Genomic DNA, 23,702 nt, shown 5'->3' with positions numbered 1-23,702 from the left:
CGTGCCAGCCCCGGTTTCTGCAGTTTGTTTCCCGCAGCCATGGCATGAAATGACCCGATGAAACGCCCCGATTTTTCACCGCCATCCTTGACTTCTGCCATGCTGATTCTGCCGGGCTCTAACGCCCTCTCTGCCTTCCGCACCCAACGTCTTTTGTCTCAATTGCAGTCGGTTGACGCCTCCATTACCGGTGTGACCGGACGCTTTGTCCACTTCATTGACGCCCATGGCGCAGTCTCGGAAGAGGACAAGTCCCGCCTGACCGGCTTGCTGACCTATGGCGAACCATTCAACGGCGCTGCAGACGGCGATGAATTCGTCGTCATTCCACGCTTCGGTACGATCTCTCCCTGGGCCAGCAAGGCGACCGATATCGCGCATAACTGCGGCATGGCGCACATCCACCGTATCGAGCGCGGGATTGTGTACCACGTGCAGGTTAAAACCGGCTTGTTGGGTGGTGTCAAGAAGCTGGCCGAAGCCAGTCTGCTGGCCGTGGCAGCGTTGCTGCATGACCGCATGACCGAGATGGTGCTGCGTAGCGCGGAAGAAGCGAGCGGCCTGTTCCGTGAGCTGGAAGCGAAACCGCTGGCCTTTATCGACCTGCTGGCAGGTGGCAAGGGTGCGCTGGAGCAGGCCAACAGTGAGCTGGGACTGGCATTGTCGGATGATGAAATCGATTATCTGGTCGCCGCTTTTACACGCGCCCAGCGTAATCCGACCGACGTTGAGCTGATGATGTTTGCGCAAGCCAACAGCGAACATTGCCGCCACAAGATTTTCAATGCCGACTGGACCATCGACGGCGTCAAGCAGGACAAATCCTTGTTTGGCATGATCCGCAATACCCATGAGCTGCATCCGCAAGGCACCGTGGTCGCTTACAGCGACAACTCGTCGATCATTGAAGGCGCCGAGATTTCGCGCTTTTATCAGCGCGGTGCCGAACAGGGCAATGTCTATGCTGCCAGCGATGAGCTCACCCATATTTTGATGAAAGTCGAAACGCATAACCACCCGACCGCGATTTCGCCATTCCCTGGTGCGTCCACTGGTGCGGGTGGCGAGATTCGCGACGAAGGTGCGACCGGTCGTGGCGCCAAGCCCAAGGCTGGCCTGACGGGCTTTACCGTTTCCAATCTGATGATCACGCATGCCGTGCAACCCTGGGAAAACGCGCGTGACGTGTCTCAGCCGGTGGCACAGCGCGATGCACTGGCACAGTCAGGTATTTATGGCAAACCAGACCGTATTGCTTCACCGTTGCAGATCATGATCGATGGTCCGCTCGGTGGCGCAGCGTTCAACAATGAATTCGGTCGTCCCAATCTGGGTGGCTACTTCCGTACCTACGAGCAAAACGTGGGCGGCAATGTGCAGGGTTATCACAAGCCGATCATGATCGCTGGTGGTATCGGCAACATCTCGGCCAAGCACACCAAAAAGAATGATCTGCCAGTTGGCAGCCTGCTGATCCAGCTGGGTGGCCCGGGCATGCGTATCGGCATGGGTGGTAGTGCAGCGTCGTCGATGGCAACCGGTGCCAACACGGCCGATCTGGACTTTGATTCGGTACAGCGTGGCAATCCTGAAATGGAGCGACGCGCACAAGAAGTCATCAACGCCTGCTGGGCACTGGGTGACGATAATCCGATTCTGTCGATTCACGATGTCGGGGCAGGTGGTCTGTCCAATGCGTTCCCGGAAATCACCAATGATGCCAAGCGCGGCGCGATTTTTGATCTGCGCAAGATCCCGCTCGAAGAAAGTGGTCTGGCACCCAAGGAAATCTGGAGTAACGAATCACAGGAACGTTATGTGCTGGCCATTGCGCCGGAGCAGCTGGCACGCTTCCAATACCTGTGCGAGCGGGAGCGCTGCCTGTTTGCGGTAGTGGGTACTGCTACCGAAGAACGTCAATTGAAGCTGGTTGATCCGGAGCAGGACAACAATCCGGTCGATATGCCAATGGAGGTGCTGCTGGGCAAGCCGCCCAAGATGCACCGCGATGTGCAGCACGTTGCCAATCCGCTGCCACCGATTGATCTGACCGGTATCGATCTGGTCGAGGCCGCACAGCGTGTGTTGCGCCTGCCAACCGTGGCCGATAAGTCGTTCCTGATCACCATTGGTGACCGTAGCGTGGGTGCCATGAGCGTGCGCGATCAGATGGTCGGCCCGTGGCAGGTGCCGGTGGCTGACTGTGCCGTGACCGCAATGGGTCTGGAAGGCTATCTCGGTGAAGCCATGGCGATGGGTGAGCGCACCCCGCTGGCGGTGATTGATGCCGCAGCTTCGGGCCGTATGGCAGTGGGTGAGGCGATTACCAATATCGCTGCGGCAGCGATTGGTCAGATTTCTGATATCAAGCTGTCCGCCAACTGGATGGCGGCCTGTGGTCAGCCCGGTCAGGATGCAGCATTGTTCGACACGGTCAAGGCGATTGGCATGGAACTGTGCCCGGCGCTGGGTGTGTCGATCCCGGTCGGCAAGGATTCGCTGTCCATGCGCACTACCTGGAAGGATGACGGCGTTGCCAAGGCCGTGACATCGCCGGTGTCGTTGATCGTTTCTTCGTTTGCGCCGGTGCAAGATATCCGTCGCACACTGACACCGCAAATCCGCAAGGATCTGGGCGACACCGTCCTGATCTTGATTGATCTCGGTCGTGGCAAGAACCGTATGGGCGCATCGGCGCTGGCGCAGGTGATGCAGCAGATCGGCAATCAGGTGCCGGATGTCGATAGCGCGGAAGACCTGAAGGGCTTCTTGGCGGCGATCCAGCAACTGAATCAACAAGGCCAGGTGCTGGCGTATCACGACCGTTCTGATGGTGGCTTGTTTGCTACCCTGACCGAAATGGCCTTTGCCGGTCGTAGCGGTCTGTCGGTCAATCTGGATATTCTGACCATGGAGGGCGAACATGCCTCCGATTGGGGTGATTCCAAGAACTGGGCTTCGCAAGTCGCTGAGCGCCGCAATGAACTGACGCTGCGCGCATTGTTCAGTGAAGAGCTGGGTGCTGTGATCCAGGTCCGTGCCGAACAGAAGTCCGAAGTCATGAATGTGCTGCGCAGCTTCAATCTGGGAGCGTGCAGCCATATCATCGGCAAGCCGAACAATCGTGACGTGATCGAGTTCATGCGCGATGCCAAGAATATCTACAGCCAGCCACGTAGCGAACTGCACCGGATCTGGAGCGAGACCAGTTGGCGTCTGGCACGTCTGCGTGACAATCCGGCCTGTGCCGATGCCGAATATGACCGCTTGCTCGATCTGACCGATCCTGGCATCACGCCGAAGCTGACGTTCGATCCGCAGGAAGACATCGCCGCACCATTCATCAATACCGGTGCCCGCCCACGGGTGGCGATCCTGCGTGAGCAGGGCGTCAATTCGCATGTGGAAACGGCTTTCGTGATGCACAAATCTGGCTTTGAAGCGGTCGACGTGCATATGAGCGATCTGATTGCCGGTCGTGCCAATCTGAATGATTTCCTCGGCTTGATTGCGGTCGGTGGTTTCTCGTACGGTGACGTGCTCGGTGCTGGCGAAGGCTGGGCCAAGACGATTCTGTTCAATGACAAATTGTCCGGACAGTTTTCACAGTTCTTCCAGCGCGACAATACCTTCTCGCTGGGTATCTGCAACGGCTGCCAGATGATGAGCAACCTGAAATCAATCATCCCCGGTGCCGAAGCGTGGCCGAAATTCACCCGTAACAAGTCGGAGCAGTTTGAGGCTCGCTTTGCCATGGTCGAAGTGCAGGAATCGCCGTCGATCTTCCTGCAAGGCATGGCCGGTACCCAGACCCCGATCGTGGTGGCGCATGGTGAAGGTTTTGCTGACTTCTCGCAAACCGGTGATATCAGCAAGGCACTGGTTGGCCTGCGCTTTGTCGACAACAAGGGCGTAGCCAGCGAAGCCTATCCGTACAATCCAAACGGTTCGCCACAAGGTATTACGGCGGTAACAACACCGGATGGTCGCTTCAACGTCATGATGCCGCATGCTGAACGTGCTTTCCGCAGCGTCATCCATTCCTGGCATCCGGATAGCTGGGGTGAGGATTCGCCCTGGATGCGTATGTTCCGCAATGCACGTAAGTGGGTCGGCTAAGAAAGACAGGCCTGTTTGACAGCATGCAAAAACGCTCCTGCTGGTGACGGCATGGAGCGTTTTTACGCCTTGTTCAGATCAATCGAGTTCAGGTAGGCAGAAAGTCATAGACCAGCATATGTTGCTCCGGCCAGTCAGTGATGTGGCATGTTCGTTCGCTGGTTTCGGAAATGAAAACACTCTCTTCACTAGCATCGGCACGCACATAGTTGGCGCTGGTTGATAGCATGATGTCATCAAGCCAATGCGATGCGGAGATATGGAGCAGGTAGTCATAGCGGTTACCGTGTGTGACTGAGGTAGGCGCATGCATGGAGGACAAGGCGATACGGCGCAAATGGGACATTTGATTAGGGGCAGGATGGATGGCTGTTTCGTTCCCGATGACTAGCAGAAATTTCACGCCGTCGACCATGAATTCATTGTTGTGCAGACTATGAATGTTGCGCACGGCTTTGTCGGTGAGATCGTTGGCGAACAGGGTTTTGAGCGCCTTGGTTTCGTCAGGTAGACGGGTTTTTCCTGTAAAGATGCTTTCTGGATGAATCCTTCCGGTATCGGCAGCCGAGAGTACGGTATCGGAGGCGATCGAGAGTCCCAGATCGGTCATTACCGTGTTCTCGGCGCTGACGGAGCGGCTCATATAATCCCCTTTTCTGCCAATCGTGATCAACTTGCCGCCGCTGAATACAGGCGCAATTTTTGTCGAGAAACTGATGGCAGTATTGATCGATTTGGTCGTATCTCCCAAACGGTAAATTTTGCAATTGTCACGCACACGATCAGGAATGTGAGATGAAATATAGAGGGAGCCAGGAGCGATGATCGCATCCGGATATTTCTTGCTGAGAGGAATGAAGTGGTCTTTTAACCCTTGGTAGATGAGTTCAAAGGGACAATAAACAAATGTGTCCAGCGAACAGTGCGCGATAAAGTCGCTCTCGCCGAGGACCAATGCCTTTCCCTGCGCGCCCTTTTCCTGTCGATCGGCAAGCAGGCTGTCGATGCTGCTGGCACCTTCCTGAATACGTCTGGAGATGGCAATGTACCTGTCGTGATCAGGGGAGCGTATATCCATTCCTCTTCTGAGCGTCATGATATTGGGAATGTTATTGCTGGAGCGACTATTTTCGTACTTCGTCAACGCTCGGGCACTCGCCGTTGCATCAAGAAGTCGCATACTGCGCGGATTGATGCCTGCATCCAAGACCAGTTCGGTACCATCGTAGGAAATTTTGAAGCGTCTGGTTTGCAAGGACGCGGAAGCGATTTGCTCGACACGTAGTTTATCGCTGTTGATCTTGCTCTTGCTTGCCGATTCAACGAATGCATAAATATCCGTCAGTGTGACGACATCGCTTGCGGTGATGACAAGTTCGTCCGTTGCCAAGTGGTCTTGGTATATGAGCCCGGCATCGGTATCAGAAAGTATCTTGGCACCGGCATCTGTGATGTAAATGCCCTGTTTTATCGGTTGCTGGAAATCAGATTTGGTGAGACGTTCGATAACGTGTCTTTCCTGTGCCACCTGTCGGCCAGCCTGCTTGCCCTGTTCGCTGAGCACTCTGGGTAAACTCAGCTTCTTTGGCGGTGCAAGATCAAATTGAGCATCCTGATAACGCACAACGATCTGTATACCGTTAGGTCGACCGAGTAGCGTCTCTTCTCCGCGATGGACTTCAACGAACTTTCCTTTGACCTTCAGGTAGCCGCGATGGTCATGGGTCCATCGTATTCCTTGTTGGTCAGCAGCGGATAATCGAGAGGAGCGTGCAGTGTCATCGAACATGTCTGCTGTGATACTGGACTTCAGCTTTTCAGAGATCTTGGTCGAACTGATCCGTTCAACGGTCCAGGATTTTCCATTCCAGACGATGGTCGGTTTTCGCTTTCTTGGCAGCTTCAAGTCGAACAGGTCGTAGCGAATACCCTGTCCTGGAATCATTTTTCTTCTGACCGGTAGCAGGTATCCCAGGATTTCTACCAGTAGGTAAAGGGGTTGGGTTTTGGATGGGTCGCTGTGTAATAGCCTTGCTTCATATAGTGTGCCCATACCATAGGCAGCCGAGTTATGGTTCATGATTTCCCGATACTGGTTCAGGCGATCAGGCATCACCTGGAGTTGCTGCAAGAGATGGTGCAGGCGTTTTAACAGCAAAGAATCGACGGCGGGGGCCATATGCCATGTCCTTGACAGGGGACTCTGGTAGACCTCCATAAACTTTCCTCCCTCATCTTGGCGCGCAACAAGTTTGCCCTGTTGAATATCCAATTCAACCGTTTGGCCATTAACGCGGATAAAGGCGTTTCCTTCTTCGATGGAAAGTTCTAGTGGCTTGGCGTGTTTATCGTCCGCATAACGCCAGATTTTCTTTTCAGCGTCAAAAATGACATGCTCTGGCGCGCCGTCGGTGGGTGTGCCAGAGGGAGAAACGACGACGAACGTATTGTCGCCCTGGGGGTTGAGAGTGACCTTTTGGGCAGGTTTACCGGAGAGTGGGGAGCTGGCGGTCACTATTAATTCACGTTGTATCTGCGTCTGCTTGTTGTAGCTAAAAAAGGAGGGCTTGCTGGCGGCCTGCGCGGATCGTGCGGGGGCGTTTGAAAGGCTGGACGTAAATAACTTGCCACTCATATCAAGAGAAGAACCAAGATGGGCAATGACAAGCCTTGACTGACGGCTGGAACAAATTTTGTCGTTATTTTCGCGGTGGTGTTTGAGTCGGAGGTAGGATGCCAGTACATTGCCAATCAGGGTAGAGAATCCCATCGACACGACACCGGTGAAGAACTGCAGGCCGGTCGCTAACCTTCGCTGGTTTGCGGATGGCTCACTCGTGCCGGAGTCGTACAGCAGGCGAAATGGATTCTCGGCAACCTGTGCATGAAACAGGAGTATCTTTCCCTTGTCCTTGCCTTCAAGATCAAGAATGATTTCTTCTTCAAAACTGCAGTGCTCGCCAATATGCGCCGCAACATTCTTTTCATGATTGGCAAATGAAATACGTTTACTCCGTGAGTCTTCTTCTTCTGTTATGCTCAATTTGATAGGTTCAGTCGCGGTGCGCAGGCGCCATTCAAATTCCAATCTTTCAGCCTGCTCCGGATTGATTTCTCCATTTTTCACCAGTGCCAGCTTCAAGAGCGAGATAACAAGATTTTTGGATTCATCGGTGCTCAGTGTCACGCTCTCATTGTCGTTGTCCCATGCTACGCCATCGGTTGGCAGGGGCATCGCGGTTGCGCAGGCGAGCGACAACCAGGAGTTTTTAAACGAGGTACAGGGAGCTGGTAAGGTTCGGGCGGCGATCAGTCGTTTGCTCATTTCTCTGGGTAGCATCTCCAGGCACTCTCGAGGAGCAACTGCGCGTGACCAAGCGGTATCGTCCGGGCGGGAACATGCATGATGGGATGCACCTCGCCGCTCGTCATATCTGTGCTCGAACCTCCGGGGACTATTGCTGACCATCTGGACATAGGGCAGCATTAAAGCTGCCAAATACATCATTGCCAAGGGATGACACTTTTGGGCCACATTCTTCGACTGTAGCTCCGCGAGCATGTCTAGTCTTTCCTGCTGATGATGTGGCAGGTCACTCCGGTCATTCTTGTATTGGTGGCGGCCGATGTTGTTGCGCATGCTGACATGATGCATTGGCATGTTCATACTCCCTGGAAGTTGATGGTGCGACAGATGGACTGAGGCCTGCGAAAGCTGAAAATAAGCTTGAAGTGAGCTTGAAATCGAAGTGCACTGGAAACGTATTCCGGTGAAGTCACTCAGGTCGGGCGCTTGCCAAGATGATTGTTATTGGTGGAATTGCTTGGGCTTAGCGATGAAAACTAGAAAGAGTTCGGTCTATTGACTCGAATAAATATGAATATATCCAAAAATTTATTTTTATTATTACTATTTTTATAGATGGGTATCTAGGGCCTGTTAACAGCTGATACAGGGGGCGGCAACGGGTATTTCGCTCGCTGCATCAAGGGCAACTGGCAGCGGCAATAAAAAACGCTCCACATCGTCGCCGATGGGAGCGTTTTTTTAGACCATGACGCTTGCGCTGTCATGGTCAGGTACGTTCAGATTACTGAATCTTGGCTTTCTTGCGCAGTTCGTCCTGGAACGCTTGCAGCTTGCGTTGTTGCAGGGCTTCGGTGATTTGCGGCTTGACTTCGTCCAGGGTCGGGATCTTCGCTGGGCGAGTGTCTTCCAGTTGGATCACGTGGTAACCGAACTGTGTCTTGACCGGCGTATCGGTGATATCACCCTTCTTCAGAGCGACCAGTGCGTCAGCGAATGGCTTGACGAACGAAGCTGGGTTAGCCCAGTCCAGATCGCCACCGTTAGCTGCGGAGCCAGTGTCCTTGGATTGCTTTGCCAGGTCTTCAAACTTGCTGCCAGCCTTGAGCTTGGCGATGATTGCCTTGGCATCTTCTTCCTTGTCCACCAAGATGTGGCGGGCATGGTACTCCTTGTCGCCAGCCTGGGAACGGAATTTTTCGTATTCGGCTTTGATATCCGCATCGGAGACGGCATGCTTCTTCAGATAGTCGCCGATCAATGCACGGATGACGATGGATTGACGTGCCAGTTCCAGCTGATTCTTGACTTCAGCATTGTTGCTGATGCCTTGCTTGTCGGCTTCCTGCATCAGGATTTCGCGATTGATCAGTTCTTCCTTGACGGCGCCTCGCAGTTGCGGGCTGTCAGGCTGACCTTGCGCTGCCATTTGCTTGATCATCACATCAGCACGTGCAGAAGGAATTGCCTTGCCATTGACGACAGCAATGTTTTGCGCCATCACAGGCAGTGCGGCGGTTGCTAACAACAACACCAGCAAACGGGCAGGTTTAAATGTCATTATTGAATCCTAAAAAATGGAAATGGGGTGGTTGGTAGAGTGCGAAAAGAATACAAGAATGGTAGTCAGTGATCAGGCAAGAGCAAGCGTGAACGATGAAAACGGAGAGCAGGGGAGATGATCTGTTGTAATCGGTTTCAATCTATTTCGATTTGTTTCTTGTCAATTTACTATTTCTGAGGGAGCAATCGCGGTAACAGCCAGTGCATGTATCTCTTTATGCATCATATCAGCGAGGCAATCATACACCAGCCGATGCCGAATTAAACGATTTTTACCTTCAAAAACAGCCGAAACCAAACGTACCCGATAATGCCCGCCGCCGCTGGCAGCACCGGCATGTCCGGCGTGCTGGGCGGACTCGTCTTCGACCTCGCAGCTGGCTGGCTGCAGCGCTTTTTGCAGACGGGCGAGGATGGTTTCGACGCGTGGATCGACGCCAGATTCAGTACTGCTCATGGCTCATCTTTCATGTATTTGGACAAAAACAGGCTTTGCACGATGATAAAGACAAACATCAGCCCCATCGATCCAAACAACTTGAAATTGACCCAGACATCGGTCGTGTAGTGGAATGCCACGTAGAGATTAAGCAGACCCATGATGCTAAAGAAGAGGATCCAGGACAGGCTCAGCCTTCCCCAGATCGCATCCGGCAGGACCATCTGTTTTTCCATCATCGTACGGATCAGGTTTTTCTTGAGCAATACCTGACTGACCAGCAGCGTGACCGCAAAGGCCCAATACAGGATGGTCGGTTTCCATTTGACGAACGTATCATTCTGGAAATAAATGGTGGCGCCGCCAAGCACGACGATGATGGTCAGTGAAATCCACAGCATGGCGTCGACCTTGCGGCGGCGTGCCAGCAGGTAAACAATTTGGGCTACCGAGGCGACGATGGCGACGGCAGTGGCCAGCAGAATCGGCACCAGCGTGGCCGACACCGGACCACCCGACATGAAGTTGGACAAGTAGTGCGATACCAGATCTTGCGCAGCACCAGGGTTGCCTTCGGCTAACTTGAAGACGCCAAAAAACAGGATCACTGGCAACAGGTCAAACAAAAACTTCATCGGTTCAGTCTTTTCAAGAATTGATGGGTTCAGCCATCAGGTTGGTGCATCAGCATCCGGCAGGGTTGTCACTTACTCGGATCAAACCGCAGTGACGCCGAATTGATGCAATAACGCAAGCCGGTCGGCGGTGGGCCGTCAGGAAAAACGTGACCCAAGTGGGCGTCGCAGACATTGCAAATAATTTCGGTACGAATCATGCCATAACTTTTATCGATTTTCTCACGGACATTGTCGGCATTGAGAGGTTCAAAATAGCTGGGCCAGCCGCAGCCGGAATCAAATTTGGCATCCGAGGTGAACAGGGGTGTATTGCAGCAGACACAGGTATAGGTGCCAGCTTCGTGGTGATCCCAGTATTTACCGGTAAAGGCGCGCTCGGTGGCAGCGTGGCGGGTCACTTCATATTCCATCGGGTCCAGCTGGGTGCGCCACTGGGCATCTGTTTTCTCGACTTTTGCATTCATGTTGAGTCTCCCTGACAGGTAAGGCTAAATAAGTGATGGCGGTGTGTGCACAGATCAAGAGGAGCAGCTGACTTCCAGATGGCTGGCCCAGTCTGGTGGCAGGCTGGCATATTCCTCATGGTCAGGTTGCTCATCGAAGGGGTGCTGCAAGACTTGCAACAGTGCGGCAATCTCGGAGAAATCCTTGCGTTCAGCTTTCTCGATGGCAACTTGCGCCAGATAGTTGCGCAAGATGTATTTCGGATTGATGGCATCCATGGCAGGTTTGCGTTGGCGATCGTCACTGCCTTCCTGCTGCAGACGGGCGCGGTATTGCACCGCCCAGGCATCAAATGCCGGGCGATCGATGAACAGGTCGCGCACGGGCGCGTCAGCGCTGTTGTCGGCGGCATGCAGATTGCCCAGTTGGCGGAAGAACAGTGTGAAATCGACATGGTTATCTTGCAGGATCGCAAACAGCGCATCCAGCAGTGGCTGATCCTCGGGGGTATCACTCCGCAAGCCCAGCTTGTCATGGAGTAATTGCCGATGACGTGTATCGAATTCCTGCTCGTAATCGGCCAGTGCGGCTTCGGTTTCTTCGACGTTGCCAATCAGTGGCAACATCGCCTGACCCAGCGCGTAGCAGTTCCATTGTCCGATCCGTGGTTGCATTTGGTAGGAGTAGCGACCCTGCTGGTCGGTGTGATTGCAGATATGGCGTGCATCGAAGGCTTCCATGAAGCCGAACGGACCGTAGTCGAGCGTCAGCCCGAGAATGGACATGTTGTCGGTGTTGAGCACGCCGTGCATGAAGCCCACCGCCTGCCATTGGGCAATCAGGTGCGCGGTGCGACGCGTGACTTCCTTCAGGAGCGCGGCATAGGGATTGGTCGCGCTTTGCAAGTGCGGGTAGTAGTGCTTGATCACATGGTCTGCCAATACCTTGAGCTCATCGTGGCGTTGCTGGTAATACCAGTGTTCGAACGAGCCAAAGCGGATGAAACTGGGTGCCATACGGGTCACTACGGCAGTCGATTCCATGCGTTCACGGCGTACTTGCAGATCTGAACCAGTCACGCTGAGCGCACGGGTGGTGGCAATGCCGAGTCCGGCCATGGCTTCCGAGCAGAGAAACTCCCGGATCGACGAGCGCAGCACGGCACGGCCATCGCCCATGCGTGAATAGGGCGTCGGGCCAGCGCCTTTGAGTTGCAGCTCCATGCGGGTGCCATTGGCAGCCGGCACATCCCCCAGCAGAATCGCGCGACCATCGCCCAGTTGCCCGGCCCAGACGCCAAACTGATGACCCGAATAGACGGCAGCCAACGGCATCGAACCTGCCGCAATGGTATTGCCGGTGAGTATCGCAATGACTTCGGGGGTATCGGTCAGTGCAGCATCAAGCTCCACCAGTGTTGCAGCAGATGGACTGACGCTGACCAGATAAGGTTCGGGTAAAGGAGTGGGTGGCAGATGGGTGTAGAACGCTGGTGGCAATTGCGCAAAGGTATTACCGAATGTCAGTCCGGGCAGCGTAGCCGGTGCATGGGCTGCGACCGAGGCAAAAGCAGGATGGAGAGGAGAGTTCATGGCACCAGCGGACAGCGAAAACCCACATTCTGACAGAGAAGTGGGCACCCCGCTCAAGCAGGCCTGGGCTTTCTGAAGCCTGGCCCCTGCGTCAGCAGGAACCAGGCTTGTGCAGCATTTTAAAGCGACTGGATTGTCGCCCGGTTTGTTATCTATTTGTTAACCAGTTTGGCCGGAACCGCCAGTGTCAGCAGGGCTCCCAGCAACATGGAGCCTGCCAGCACATACATGCCGGTATTGGTGCTTTGGGTCGCGTCCTTGAGCCACCCCACGACAAAGGGGCTGACAAAGCCTGCCAGATTGCCCAGTGAGTTGATCAGTGCAATCCCGGCCGCAGCCGCAGCACCGCTAAGAAAGGCGGTAGGCAGGCTCCAGAACAAGGGCAGCGTGCTCAGAATGCCGATTGCCGCCAGTGTCAGCGAGGCCATCGCCAACAGGGTATTGTGATCATAGGCCGTGCTGAAGAGCAGGCCGACAGCGCCCAGCAGAGCAGGAATCACAATATGCCAGCGGCGTTCACGATACATGTCGGCACTGCGCCCCAGCAGAATCATGGCAATCGCTGCTGCGCCGTAGGGAATCATGGTCAGCAGACCAATGTCGAGCGGATCGGTCACGCCGGTCGTCTTGATGATGGTCGGAAGCCAGAAACCGACACCATACAAGCCCATCACAAAGCAAAAGTAGATCAGTGCCCCGAGCCAGATCTTGCCGTCGCGAAACACCTGACCCAGTGCCATGTGTTCCTTGCCGCTTTGTTCGGCCTCTATCTGAGATTCCAGCAGCCGCTTTTCGTCTTCGCTAAGCCAATGAGCATCGCGGATGCGGTCCTTGAGCAGCACGATCACGACCACGCCCAGTACCAGTGAAGGCACTGCTTCCAGAATGAACATCCATTGCCAGCCAGCGTAACCGAAGACGCCCGGCAGCGAGTGCATGATCCAGCCCGACAAGGGGCCACCGATCACACCCGAGATGGCGATACCTGTCATGAACAGCGCCGTGATCTTGCCACGCCGGTGGGATGGATACCAGTAGGTCAGATACAGTATCACGCCGGGGAAGAAGCCAGCCTCAGCCAGCCCCAGCAGGAAGCGCATGACGTAGAACATCTGCGGTGTGGTGACGAACACCATGGCACCCGAAATCAGCCCCCAGGTAATCATGATGCGGGCAATCCACATGCGGGCACCAACCTTGTGCAGGATGATGTTGCTGGGGATTTCAAACAGGAAATAACCAATGAAGAAGATACCGGCGCCAAGGCCGTAGACGGTTTCGCTGAACTTGAGGTCCTGCAACATTTGCAGTTTGGCGAAGCCGACGTTGACACGATCCAGATAGGAGGCGACATAGCACAGGAACAGCAGTGGCATGAGCCGCCATGTGACCTTGCGAAACGTGGATTCTTCAAAGGACAGGTTTTGTTCAGGTGAAGCTGCAATGCTCGTAGAACTTGTATACGACATGTCTCACTCCATACGTATCAGATTGGATGTTCGATTCAGCCTTCTTGTTATGCCTGGCCGGAACGCTGCTCCTGCCAGATGTTGAATGAAAGTGCTGATCGTCTTTTTTATACTCTTTATGCGAAATCCATTATAGGCACAAATAACCATGTGCGAATGCAAAAAAATGCGTCCTTCTGCCAAGGCTGACAAGCCTGCAGCTACAGCTCAGGAGGCTTGTCAGGAGCTTTATCCGTCTTTTTATACGCAGCGACCGCCATCTACCTCAAGGCAGGCACCGGTAATAAAGGACGCTTCATCCGAGCCCAGATACAGGCAGGCGTTGGCAATATCATCGGGAGTTGAAAAACGTCCCAGTGGGATCGTTGCAGTGAAGCGTTTACGATTCTCGGGCGTGTCGGGGACGCCCATGAATTCGGTGAGCAAGCCGGTTGCGGACATCACCGGATTGACGCAGTTGACGCGGATATTGTCGGGTCCCAGTTCGGCTGCCATTGACTTGCTCAGCGTGATGACCGCACCCTTGCTGCCGTTGTACCAAGTCAGCCCTGGGCGTGGGCGAATTCCGGCGGTAGAGGCGATGTTGATGAAGACCCCGGCACCTTGCGTGCGGAAGTAAGGCACAAAGGTCTTGGCACTGAGAAAGATGCTTTTGACGTTGATCGCATAGAGCCGGTCAAATTCGTCTTCTTCGACTTCCAGCATAGGACGGTTGCGGTGGGTGGTGCCGGCGTTGTTGACGACGATATGCACGCCACCAAACGCTGCAAGTGCACTGCTGAGCAAATTGACCATATCGGCACTTTTCGACACATCTGCCCGCACAAATTTTGCCTGGCCACCGGCCTTGAGTATCTCTTCGGTAACCCGTTGGCCGGCATTGTCGTTGATGTCGGCGACCAGTACCCGTGCGCCTTCGCGCGCATAGGTCTTGGCAATGCCTTCGCCAAAGCCAGAACCTGCACCAGTGACGATGGCTACTTTGTCGTTGAGTCGCATGTCTTCTCCTTGTGGTTGTTGTGTGTTTTAGTTCTTGTGGTCAATCATGTTTAATGGCGACGGTTTTGAGGACCGTAAAGCCATAGAGTGCTTCAAATCCCTTTTCTCGCCCGTGGCCGCTGGCCTTGACGCCACCGAAGGGCAGTTCGACGCCGCCGCCTGCGCCGTAATTGTTGATGAAGACCTGACCGCTGCGCAGTGCGCGTGCGAGTCGTAACTGGCGTCCGCCATCGCGGGTCCAGACGCTGGCGACCAAGCCGTAATCGGTCCCATTGGCCAGCGTAATGGCATCAGTTTCCTCCTCAAACGGCATGGCTGCCAACACGGGGCCAAACACCTCTTCCTGCGCCAGCCTGTGTTGCGGTGGTACATCGCGTAACAACACTGGTGCCTGATAAAAACCACCCGCTGGCACGCCATCGGCAATCCGACCTTGTGCCACCACGGCAATCCGGCTGTGTTCTGCGTCTTGCAAGAAACCAGCAACCCGTTCTTGCTGACTCTTGCGGATCAGCGGGCCGCAATCGAGATCCATGGCCGATGAACCCACGCGCAAGCGGGTAAAGGCTTCTCCCACACGCTCCAGCACCTGCTCATAGATGCTGCGCTGTACGAGCAGGCGGCTACCGGCAGAGCAGGTTTGTCCGGCGTTCTGGACGATGGCATTGACGATCACCGGCACCATGGCCTCCATGTCAGCATCTGCAAACACCACCTGCGGTGACTTGCCGCCCAGCTCCAGCGTGACCGGCGTATGGTGTTCCGCCGCGGCACGTACGACCAGCTTGCCCACATTCGGGGAGCCGGTGAAGGAAACATGGTCGACATCAGCATGCTTGACCAGCAAGTCGCCAGCCTCATGACCGTAACCGGTGACGAGATTAATCACCCCTTCCGGAAAGCCTGCTTCGGCTGCCAGCTCGGCGACTCGCAGCAAAGACAGGCAGGCATCTTCCGCTGGTTTGACCACGCAGGTATTGCCTGCTGCCAGTGCACCACCGACACAGCGGCCGAAGATCTGCATCGGATAATTCCATGGCACGATATGCGCAGTCACCCCGTGCGGTTCGCGCAGGGTCAATACCGTGTAACCGTTTTGGTAAGGGATGGTTTCGCCATGCAGCTTGTCGGCTGCACCAGCATAGAATTCAAAGTAGCGAGCAATTGCTGCCGCATCGGCCCGCGCTTGTTTGAGTGGTTTGCCGCAATCGCGGGCTTCCAGTTGTGCCAGCTCTTCCTGATGCGCTTGCAACAACAGCGACAGTTTCATCAACAGACGGCCACGTTCTGCCGCGCTGGTTTTGCGCCAGACCTTGTCATAGGCACGTCGTGCGGCAATTACGGCGGCGTCAATATCGGCAGCATTGCCGCGCGCCAGCGCATCAAACACCTTGCCGTCGGAGGGATCAATGACAGCGATGCTTTCACCCGAGCTGGGTTCGACCCAGAGGTTGTTGATGAAGTGTTGTCTCATGGTTCTGGTGACCTTTCTTGTTGGCTTGGGCTGGTGTAGCAAGAAAACTTACATGGCGATCGACATCCCGCCGTCGACATACAGCACGTGACCGTTGACATAGCTGGCAGCCGACCCGGCGAGGAATACCGCAGCGCCAGCGATTTCCTGCGGCTGCGCCCAGCGACCCAGTGGGGTGCGGGTGGCGAAGTGGGCGTTAATTTTCGGGTCGCTGATGGCGGCAGCGTTGGCGGCAGTTGCCACGCCTCCGGGCGCAATGGCGTTACTGGTGATGCCCAGCGGGCCATATTCGGCAGCCAGCGCCCGCATCATGCCGGTCAATCCGGCTTTGGCGCCGGTATAAACGGCATCGCCCGCACGGGCTACCTTGCCGGCAATCGAGGTCACGGTAATCAGACGTCCGCTGCGTTGCGGCAGCATCAGACGGGCTGCTTCGCGGGATAGGGTGTAGGAGGCGATCAGGTTGGTTGACAGCATGGCCATAATTTCGGCGTCACTGAATTCCAGCAGAGGTTTGCGATTGCGAACGCCGGCATTGTTGACCAGGATGTCGAGCCGTCCATGTTGCTGTGCAATAGTGGCAAAGGCGTGTTTGACGGCGTCGGTATCGGTGACGTCAAAGGCCAGACTCTGCACGGAGCCTCCCATCGACCTTATCTCTGCCGCAGCGGCATCAAGAGTTGTGGCATCGCGTCCGTTGAGGATCACATGCGCACCGCAACCGGCCATGGCACGTGCGATCTCCAGACCAATATCGCGGCTCGCGCCGCTGATCAGGGCGATTTTGCCGGACAAGGAAAATTGTTGCAGATAAGGCAAACTGACGGGCTGTTGCGACATGGTGCGGCTCGGAAAATGAGGACGCTAAAAGATACCACTGTCTTGTATTTCAGTTGCAAGTGCTTGCGGTTTTTCCGGTCCGGCGTGAAGCACCGTACAATGAGCGCTCCTTTTTTCTGAAGACCCACCACGTCCGCATGGAACTGCGCCAACTCAGGTATTTTGTTGCGATCGTTGATCATGGTTCGCTCTCGCGTGCGGCACGGGTGCTGCATATTGCGCAGCCAGCGTTGACCCAGCAGATTCGCCAGCTGGAAGAAGAGCTCGCCGCGCAGTTGCTACACCGCTCGGCGCAAGGGGTGATTGCGACCGATGCCGGCAAGATTTTCTACGAGCATGCGCAGGCGATTCTGAAACAGGTCATGGATGCCAGATCGGCAGTGGCGCAATCGAACGGCAAGCCATCGGGAACCGTCGCGCTGGGCATCCCGCAGAGTGTTTCCGGCGCCTTGGCATTGCCACTGCTGACGGCCATTCGTGCGACTTATCCTGAAATCACCTTGCTGCTGACGGAGGAACTGACCGGTAATCTGATCGTGCAGTTGCGCTCAGGGCGCATCAATCTGGCGGTGCTGTTCGATGATGGTCAGCTATCGGCCTTTGCCGCTACGCCAATGGTGGAAGAGCAGATGATGTATATCACCCGCGCTGATTCTCAGTATGGCGTGGGCCGCAGCAAATCGGTGACCTTGGCCAGGGCGATTCAGGCTCCGTTGATCTTGCCAGGTTTGCAGCACGGTGTGCGGCCACGAATCGAAAACCGCGTACGCGCGCAAGGCATGACGCTGGAGAACGTGATCGAGATCAACTCGGTGGCGATTCTGAAGTCGGCAATTCTGGCCGATATCGGCGCTACCATCTTGCCGGTTGCGCCCTTGCTGGCAGAGATTGAGCGTGGCGACATGGTGGCGCATCCGATGAGCGGCGAGCCGATGTCGCGCACGCTGGCCTTGTGTGCTTCGAAGAACATCCCGCTCACCAATGCTGCTGCTGCCGTTGAACGACTGGTGCTGGATGTGACCGACGACCTGTGTCGCACAGGTCGCTGGTTGCATGCACACGCCTTGATGCGTTCGCAATAGCCTCTTCGCGTAGGTGAAGGTGAAGGTGAAGGTGAAGGTGAAGGTGAAGGTGAAGGTGAAGGTGATTATTGCGTGTCGACAGCTGGATCGGGCAGGGCAGTATTGTCCAGCAAGGCGCTGACCACCCGCTCCCCCAATCCCAGTCCAACACTCATTCCGATGCCGGTATGCATTAACGAGACTGTCGTGTGGTCATCGATACGGGTGACTGAAAATGGTCCCGGTCCCTTGCTGCCGTAGACACCTTGCCAGCGCTCCAGCACGTCCAGCTTTACACCCAGCGTGTGTTCGGTCAGATCGATGAAGATCTGATCGATCTCTTCGTTGTTGAACGGCGGCGCATCGACACCGTAGTAATGCGAGTCGCCGATGATCAATTCCTGATACGGCGTCGGACTGACCAGCAAGTGGATGCCGTGACGTTTGATGGCCGGTGTATTGGCTTCGATCTCCGCGTCCAGCGCTGCCGCACTTGGCAAGTCCGAAAATGCACCATAGTGGGTGCAGGACAGTCCGGTCAGGACCGGATGCGTCAGTGCCAGCGGTTCACGGGTCTTGGCGCGCAGCATTTGCAGGCGGCACACCTTCAGGTTCATGGCGCCCAGTTGTTCGGCAAACAGGGTTTGATAGTCATGGCCAGAGCAGACAATGGTACGCTCAGCGCGGAATTCGCCAGCGGTCGTGGAGAGCTGCCCATCGCCGGCTTCCTTGACCAGCGTATTGAAATAAAATTGCACGCCTTGCGATTGCAGATAGCAGACCAATGCCGGGATCGCTTCACGCGAATAGAGCTGCAAATCCGCAGTGCCGTGCAGCGCTGCCCGATGATGGCGGAAGCGGCCACCATACAGCGCCGCCAACTGTTCCCCTTCCAGCAACGAAACATCGTAGCCATGCTGACGTGCGCGCACGATCATGAATTCTTCCAGCACGGCCTGTTCAGCAGCGCTACGTGCAAACAGCAGGACACCACCTTCACGTACGCTGAAATTGGCGCGTTGTGACAGATGCAACCACAGCTCCCGGCTTTGTTTGGCAAGACCCAGCATGACGCCGGGCGGCTGACCGGTGACCAGCGCCTGGCCGAAATTGCGAATCGATGCGCCGATCGGGGTGCTGGTCCGTTCAAACACGGCCACCCGCAGGCCGCGCTTGAGGGCTGCAAACGCATGCGCCAATCCCAGCATGCCTGCGCCGACGACGGCGACATCAACATGATCCTTGTTGGTAGTGCTCATTCCATACTCCATCTGCATTGGGCGAAAAATACGTTGGCTCAATCCACTGCCAGTGCAGTGCAACTGGGCAAACACATCTTGTATTTATCCCGAAGAAGGGCATCCTGCCGCAGTCGTTCTTGATGGCAGGATGCGATCGAATAATTCAGGCTTTGATCAGGCAGGGTTGCCTGATCATGAAACCATTTACTTTGGCTCAGCCTTGCTTTCGTAACGCTTGCTCCATTCGGTCAGGATGCGATCACGGTTGGTGCTGGCCCAGGTGAAGTCATTCTTCGACAGGTGCTTTTCGTAGTCCGCTGGCAGCAGGGCATCAGGCTTGGCAATGCCAGGAACGGCGACAACTGCAAAGTTCTTCTCGTACTGCTCCATGGCTTCCTTGCTGGCCGAGAAATCGGCCAGACGCTTGGCAGCGTCCAGATTCTTGGTGCCCTTGATGATGGCAGTGGCTTCAACATCCCAGCCCAGACCTTCCGATGGCAGAACGATATCAATCGGTGCGCCATCCTTCTTGGTCTTCACGGCACGGTATTCAAAAGCGATACCAATCGGGAATTCGCCGGTAGCGGCCAGCTTGCATGGCTTGGAACCGGAGTGCGTGTATTGACCAATATTCTTGTGCAGCGCGTCCATGTAGGCCCAGGCCTTGTCTTCACCCATCATTTGAATCCAGGCGCTGACGTCGAGGTAGCCAGTGCCGGAGGAGGCTGGATGTGGCATCACGATCTTGCCGGCGTAGACAGGCTTGGTCAGGTCAGCCCAGGAAGTTGGCTTTGGCAGACCTTGCTTTTGCGCTTCGACGGTGTTGAAGCAGATGGCCGAACCCCAGACATCCATTCCGACCCATGCTGGTGGGTTGGCGGCACTGCGATACTTGGCATCGATATTGCCCAGATTCTTCGGTGCGTAAGGTGTCAGCATGCCTTCCTTGTCGAGAATGGCCAGGCTAGTCGCCGCCAGACCCCAGACCACGTCAGCTTTTGGATTGGCTTTTTCAGCGAGCAGCTTGGCGGTGACCACGCCAGTCGAGTCGCGTACCCACTTGATTTCGATATCGGGATTGGCTTTCTTGAACTCGGTTTCATACGCCTTGATCTGATCGGCTTCGAGCGCAGTGTAGACGGTCAATGTGGTTGCAGCGTGTGCCGACAGCAGCGCACTTGTACCAAGAACGGCAGCCAGCAGGGTACGAACGATTGAAGTTTTCATGGTTGCTTTCTGATGGTTAAGAAAAAAAGAAACGACGTGGTGGAAATCAAATCGGCTATTCAAATCGGTTATTCATGTGCTTCTCTTGCTGGCAGTGCGCCACGCTTGTGCCTTGTTCACCCAGCTACCCAGTCCCCAGTGCAGCAACAGCGAGACGACAATTGAGGTCAGCAGGATCAGGGTCGACATGGCAGCCGCGGGACCAACATCACCGGCATCATCCATGTTCAGCACGGCAATCGCTGCCAGTACGGTGTTGGGGCTATAGAGGAAGATCACTGCCGACACCGTGGTCATGGCCGAGACGAACAGGTAGCGGAAGATCTCCAGCACCGCCGGCAGGCACAAGGGCACGGTGATGCGCAGATAGGTGCGCCACAGTGGCACCTTGAGCGACGCCGAGGCCGCTTCGAACTCCGGATCAATCTGCTTGAGCGCAGTGACTGCCGTCAGGTGAGCACTGGTGTAGAAGTGCATCACCGAGCACAGGATCAGGATCGTCATGCCACCGTAGAGGAAATTCAGTGGATTGTCCGGATGATTAAAGAAAAAGACGAAGCCCAGGCCGAGTACCAGTCCCGGTACCGCCATCGGCAGGAAGGTCAGTAGTCGCAACACAGCGCTCAGGAGGCGGCTGCTGCGGGTTTTTTCCATCAGCCAGGCCCCGGTAAAGATCACGATGGTGCCGACCACGCTGGTTCCCAGCGCCAGCTGCAGGCTGTTCCAGTAAGCCAGCCAGCCACCGCCATCCATGTTGTCGAAGTCGTAGTGCATCAGTGTGAGCTGGAGGTTGTAAGGCCACAGCTTGACCAGTGAAGCACCGATGGCAACCACGATCATCAGTAGCAGGGCCGCACTGATGAGCAGCATGATCACGGTATAGACGCTGTCGCGTCGCCATTGCCGACGTGGTACCAGCAGTTCGGCGCGGCTACTCATCTGGGCCCGTTGCCGACGTTGCAGCCAGCCATCGACGGCAAAGGTCAGCAGTGCCGGGATCAGCAACAACAGGCCGACCAGCGCGCCACGATCAAATTGCTGCTGACCAACTACCGCTTTATAGGCTTCCACTGACAGTACGTTGAATGCGCCGCCGACGATCTTGGGCACACCGAAGTCGGTAATGGTCAGCGTAAACACCAGACAGAAGGCGCCGAAGATACCGTAGCGTGTGGCTGGCAAGGTCACGCTGCGGAATGTCTTCCAGCTGCCGGCACCCATGGCTGCTGCGGCGTCGTACAGACGTGCATCGGCCAGCGATAGGGCGGACAACAGGATCATCAGCGCATGCGGGAAGGTATAGAAGGTTTCGCCCAGCAGGATGCCCCAGAAGCCATAGATGCTACCGTTCATCCATTCCTTGAACAGGCCCTGATTACCAAACAGGTAGATCAGCGCGATCCCCGGCAATAACGACGGTGCCAGCAGCGGCAGCAAGGCAATCGCCCGCCATAGACCTTTAGCTGGGGCCAATGTGCGTTGCAAGCCATACGCGAACAGGTAAGCCAGTGGTACGACCAGCAGTGCAGTTGCTGCCGCGACGCCAATACTACGGCCGACCATCGGTACGAAGTTGGGATTGGCCGTCAGTTTGTGCCACGGAGCCAGACCAGCCCATTGTCCATGATCCAGCAAGGCTTGCCCGAGCATTGCCAGCAGCGGCATGGCGAGCGCCAGAATCAGGAGCAGCAACAGCAGATATTTCAGCGTACCGCTGACGATGGCATCGTTATTGCGATTGCGACGTTGCAGTGGCGATGCGGTCAACCGCTGCGCTGCCTGAGTTGGCGCAGAGGCATCGGCGGTCGATCCCTTCGGTAATGTCGACAGGGAAGTAGGGGAGACAGTAGAACGCATATCAGCTTCAGGAAAACAACTGCAGACTGCGTTGTGGCAGCGAAATCCACAGTGCATCGCTGGCGATATCGGGTAGCTGGCTACGCACTGCATTGGTGATATCGGCCATCAGGCGCTGACCGGGCAATTGCTCCAGTTCCAGCAGCATGCGATAGCGGTCGCCCAGGTAAATCTGATCTACGACGCGGGCGCTGAAGCGGTTACAGGCGTCCGCTGCCGGGAACAGGTCTACTGCCTCAGGTCGGCAGAACAAGCGACCACTGCTGGTATCTGCGCTGCCTTGCTGCACGCTGTGCGCAACCTCAAGCTGCAGCGCGCCGATACGGATGTGTGCGGCGTCAACCCGGTCGTAGGGAAGCCAGTTGGCCTGTCCGACGAAGTCGGCAACAAACGGTGTGGCAGGCTGACGATAGATCCGATCCGGTGTATCAAACTGCTCAATACGGCCATGTTGCATGATGGCGATACGGTCTGCCATGACCATCGCTTCTTCCTGATCGTGAGTCACCATCAGTGTCGTGATATGGAATTGCTTTTGCAGACGGCGGATTTCCAGTTGCAGATGTTCGCGCACCTGCGCATCGAGCGCCGAGAGTGGTTCGTCGAGCAATAGCAAGGAGGGGGACGGTGCCAGAGCACGCGCCAGCGCTACGCGTTGTTGCTGACCACCAGAGAGTTGGCCCGGATACTTCTTGCCGCTGTCGGGCAAGCCAATCATCTCCAGCATTTCTTGCACGCGTTGTTGTTGCTGGCTGCGTGAGAGACGCTTGGCACTTAACCCATAGGCGACATTCTGCGCCACGGTCAGGTTAGGAAACAGGGCATAGGACTGAAACAGAATGCCGTAGTCGCGCGCTTGTGGTGGCAGGAGCGAGATGTCGTCACCGTGAGCAAAAATACTGCCCTGATCATGCCGCTCCAGCCCGGCGATCACGCGCAGCAAAGTGGTCTTGCCGCAGCCGGAGGGTCCCAGCAGGCACACCATCTCTCCTTGCTTCACGTCCAGCGACACCTGATCCAGCGCCGTGAAAGCATCGAAGCGTTTGGCGACGTGACGGATCGACAGAAACGCCTCGTCCTCTGGTTGGAAGCGAGAATCAGCAGGCGTGGACAGCGGGTTGGACATTGCGTTCTTTCACTCAATCTGTAGTGGGCTAGGCCAGAAAGTGAGCGGATATTACGGCGCAATTGTTACCGCTGGATGACAGTTGCTCTGTTATCTATGAAGCTGATTTTTACTATAGATTTACTCTATATATGAGCTAAAAAAATGCCGTGGCGAGGTGTCGCTACCTACTAAAAAAGGAGGTTTGGAAGCCGGTTTTGAATGACGGCGCTGAGTGGCAATCAGCGATAGCGGTGGCTGTGATGAAGGACTTGCAGGAGAACGACAAATGGGCGCAGCTTGCAGCGTGCGCCCGGGGGGCGGTGA

At 55.7% G+C, this 23,702-nt stretch carries 16 protein-coding genes; 2 read left to right on the top strand and 14 right to left on the bottom strand.

All coding sequences use genetic code 11. From position 1 onward, the window contains the following. Positions 1-99 precede the first annotated feature (99 nt). Positions 100-4,119, top strand: coding sequence for a phosphoribosylformylglycinamidine synthase (purL, locus tag FHW66_RS00365; RefSeq protein WP_183378593.1), 4,020 nt, complete (start codon positions 100-102; stop codon positions 4,117-4,119). A gap of 88 nt (positions 4,120-4,207) precedes the next feature. On the opposite strand, the gene FHW66_RS00360 is transcribed toward purL, so the two are convergent. The 10 genes from FHW66_RS00360 to FHW66_RS00315 form a co-directional block, all read right to left on the bottom strand. Beyond that, entirely contained in the window at positions 4,208-7,780 is a 3,573-nt protein-coding gene (locus FHW66_RS00360; protein ID WP_183377746.1) for a hypothetical protein, read from the bottom strand. Positions 7,781-8,210: 430 nt separating this feature from the next. After that, on the bottom strand, positions 8,211-8,987 hold the full coding sequence (locus FHW66_RS00355) for a peptidylprolyl isomerase (protein ID WP_183377745.1): 777 nt from the start codon (positions 8,985-8,987) through the stop codon (positions 8,211-8,213). A gap of 162 nt (positions 8,988-9,149) precedes the next feature. Beyond that, complete coding sequence (locus FHW66_RS00350) at positions 9,150-9,446, bottom strand: BolA family transcriptional regulator (RefSeq protein WP_183377744.1); 297 nt, start codon at positions 9,444-9,446, stop codon at positions 9,150-9,152. After that, positions 9,443-10,063: a septation protein A gene (locus FHW66_RS00345; RefSeq protein WP_183377743.1), complete on the bottom strand. Its 621-nt coding sequence runs from the start codon at positions 10,061-10,063 to the stop codon at positions 9,443-9,445. Before FHW66_RS00345 ends, FHW66_RS00350 begins: the two co-directional genes overlap by 4 nt. Positions 10,064-10,131: 68 nt before the next feature. Continuing rightward, positions 10,132-10,530 carry a peptide-methionine (R)-S-oxide reductase MsrB gene (gene msrB, locus FHW66_RS00340; protein WP_183377742.1) on the bottom strand — a complete coding sequence of 133 codons (399 nt, stop codon included), beginning with the start codon at positions 10,528-10,530 and terminating at the stop codon, positions 10,132-10,134. A gap of 54 nt (positions 10,531-10,584) precedes the next feature. Continuing rightward, positions 10,585-12,102 (bottom strand): YdiU family protein, encoded by a 1,518-nt coding sequence (locus tag FHW66_RS00335; RefSeq protein WP_183377741.1) that lies wholly within the window; start codon positions 12,100-12,102, stop codon positions 10,585-10,587. 152 nt (positions 12,103-12,254) lie between these two features. Beyond that, on the bottom strand, positions 12,255-13,571 hold the full coding sequence (locus tag FHW66_RS00330; protein ID WP_183377740.1) for an MFS transporter: 1,317 nt from the start codon (positions 13,569-13,571) through the stop codon (positions 12,255-12,257). A 240-nt stretch (positions 13,572-13,811) separates the two neighbouring features. Next, entirely contained in the window at positions 13,812-14,570 is a 759-nt protein-coding gene (locus FHW66_RS00325) for an SDR family oxidoreductase (protein WP_183377739.1), read from the bottom strand. 40 nt (positions 14,571-14,610) lie between these two features. Then, positions 14,611-16,044, bottom strand: a complete 1,434-nt coding sequence (locus tag FHW66_RS00320; RefSeq protein WP_183377738.1) for an aldehyde dehydrogenase family protein — start codon at positions 16,042-16,044, stop codon at positions 14,611-14,613. A gap of 48 nt (positions 16,045-16,092) precedes the next feature. Then, positions 16,093-16,884, bottom strand: a complete 792-nt coding sequence (locus FHW66_RS00315) for an SDR family oxidoreductase (protein WP_183377737.1) — start codon at positions 16,882-16,884, stop codon at positions 16,093-16,095. 137 nt (positions 16,885-17,021) lie between these two features. Here FHW66_RS00315 and FHW66_RS00310 point away from each other — a divergent pair, with 137 nt between their 5' ends. Then, entirely contained in the window at positions 17,022-17,966 is a 945-nt protein-coding gene (locus tag FHW66_RS00310; protein WP_183377736.1) for a LysR substrate-binding domain-containing protein, read from the top strand. 65 nt (positions 17,967-18,031) lie between these two features. Here FHW66_RS00310 and FHW66_RS00305 read toward each other — a convergent pair whose 3' ends face one another. From FHW66_RS00305 to FHW66_RS00290, 4 genes are all read right to left on the bottom strand, one after another. Next, the gene (locus FHW66_RS00305) at positions 18,032-19,204 is read right to left on the bottom strand and encodes a TIGR03364 family FAD-dependent oxidoreductase (protein WP_183377735.1); all 1,173 of its coding nucleotides are present in this window, start codon (positions 19,202-19,204) and stop codon (positions 18,032-18,034) included. A 186-nt stretch (positions 19,205-19,390) separates the two neighbouring features. Beyond that, the gene (locus tag FHW66_RS00300) at positions 19,391-20,413 is read right to left on the bottom strand and encodes a putative 2-aminoethylphosphonate ABC transporter substrate-binding protein (RefSeq protein WP_183377734.1); all 1,023 of its coding nucleotides are present in this window, start codon (positions 20,411-20,413) and stop codon (positions 19,391-19,393) included. A gap of 72 nt (positions 20,414-20,485) precedes the next feature. Further along, entirely contained in the window at positions 20,486-22,270 is a 1,785-nt protein-coding gene (locus tag FHW66_RS00295; RefSeq protein WP_183377733.1) for a putative 2-aminoethylphosphonate ABC transporter permease subunit, read from the bottom strand. A gap of 7 nt (positions 22,271-22,277) precedes the next feature. Further along, a complete protein-coding gene (locus FHW66_RS00290; RefSeq protein ID WP_183377732.1) occupies positions 22,278-23,396 on the bottom strand; it encodes a putative 2-aminoethylphosphonate ABC transporter ATP-binding protein in 1,119 nt (372 codons plus the stop codon). Between the last annotated feature and the right edge of the window lie 306 nt (positions 23,397-23,702).

It is taken from the genome of Herbaspirillum sp. Sphag64 (assembly GCF_014192645.1).
Lineage (GTDB): Bacteria > Pseudomonadota > Gammaproteobacteria > Burkholderiales > Burkholderiaceae_D > Herbaspirillum.
Note: the sequence above shows the minus strand (reverse complement) of the source record. Positions and strands in the feature narration are given on the sequence as shown.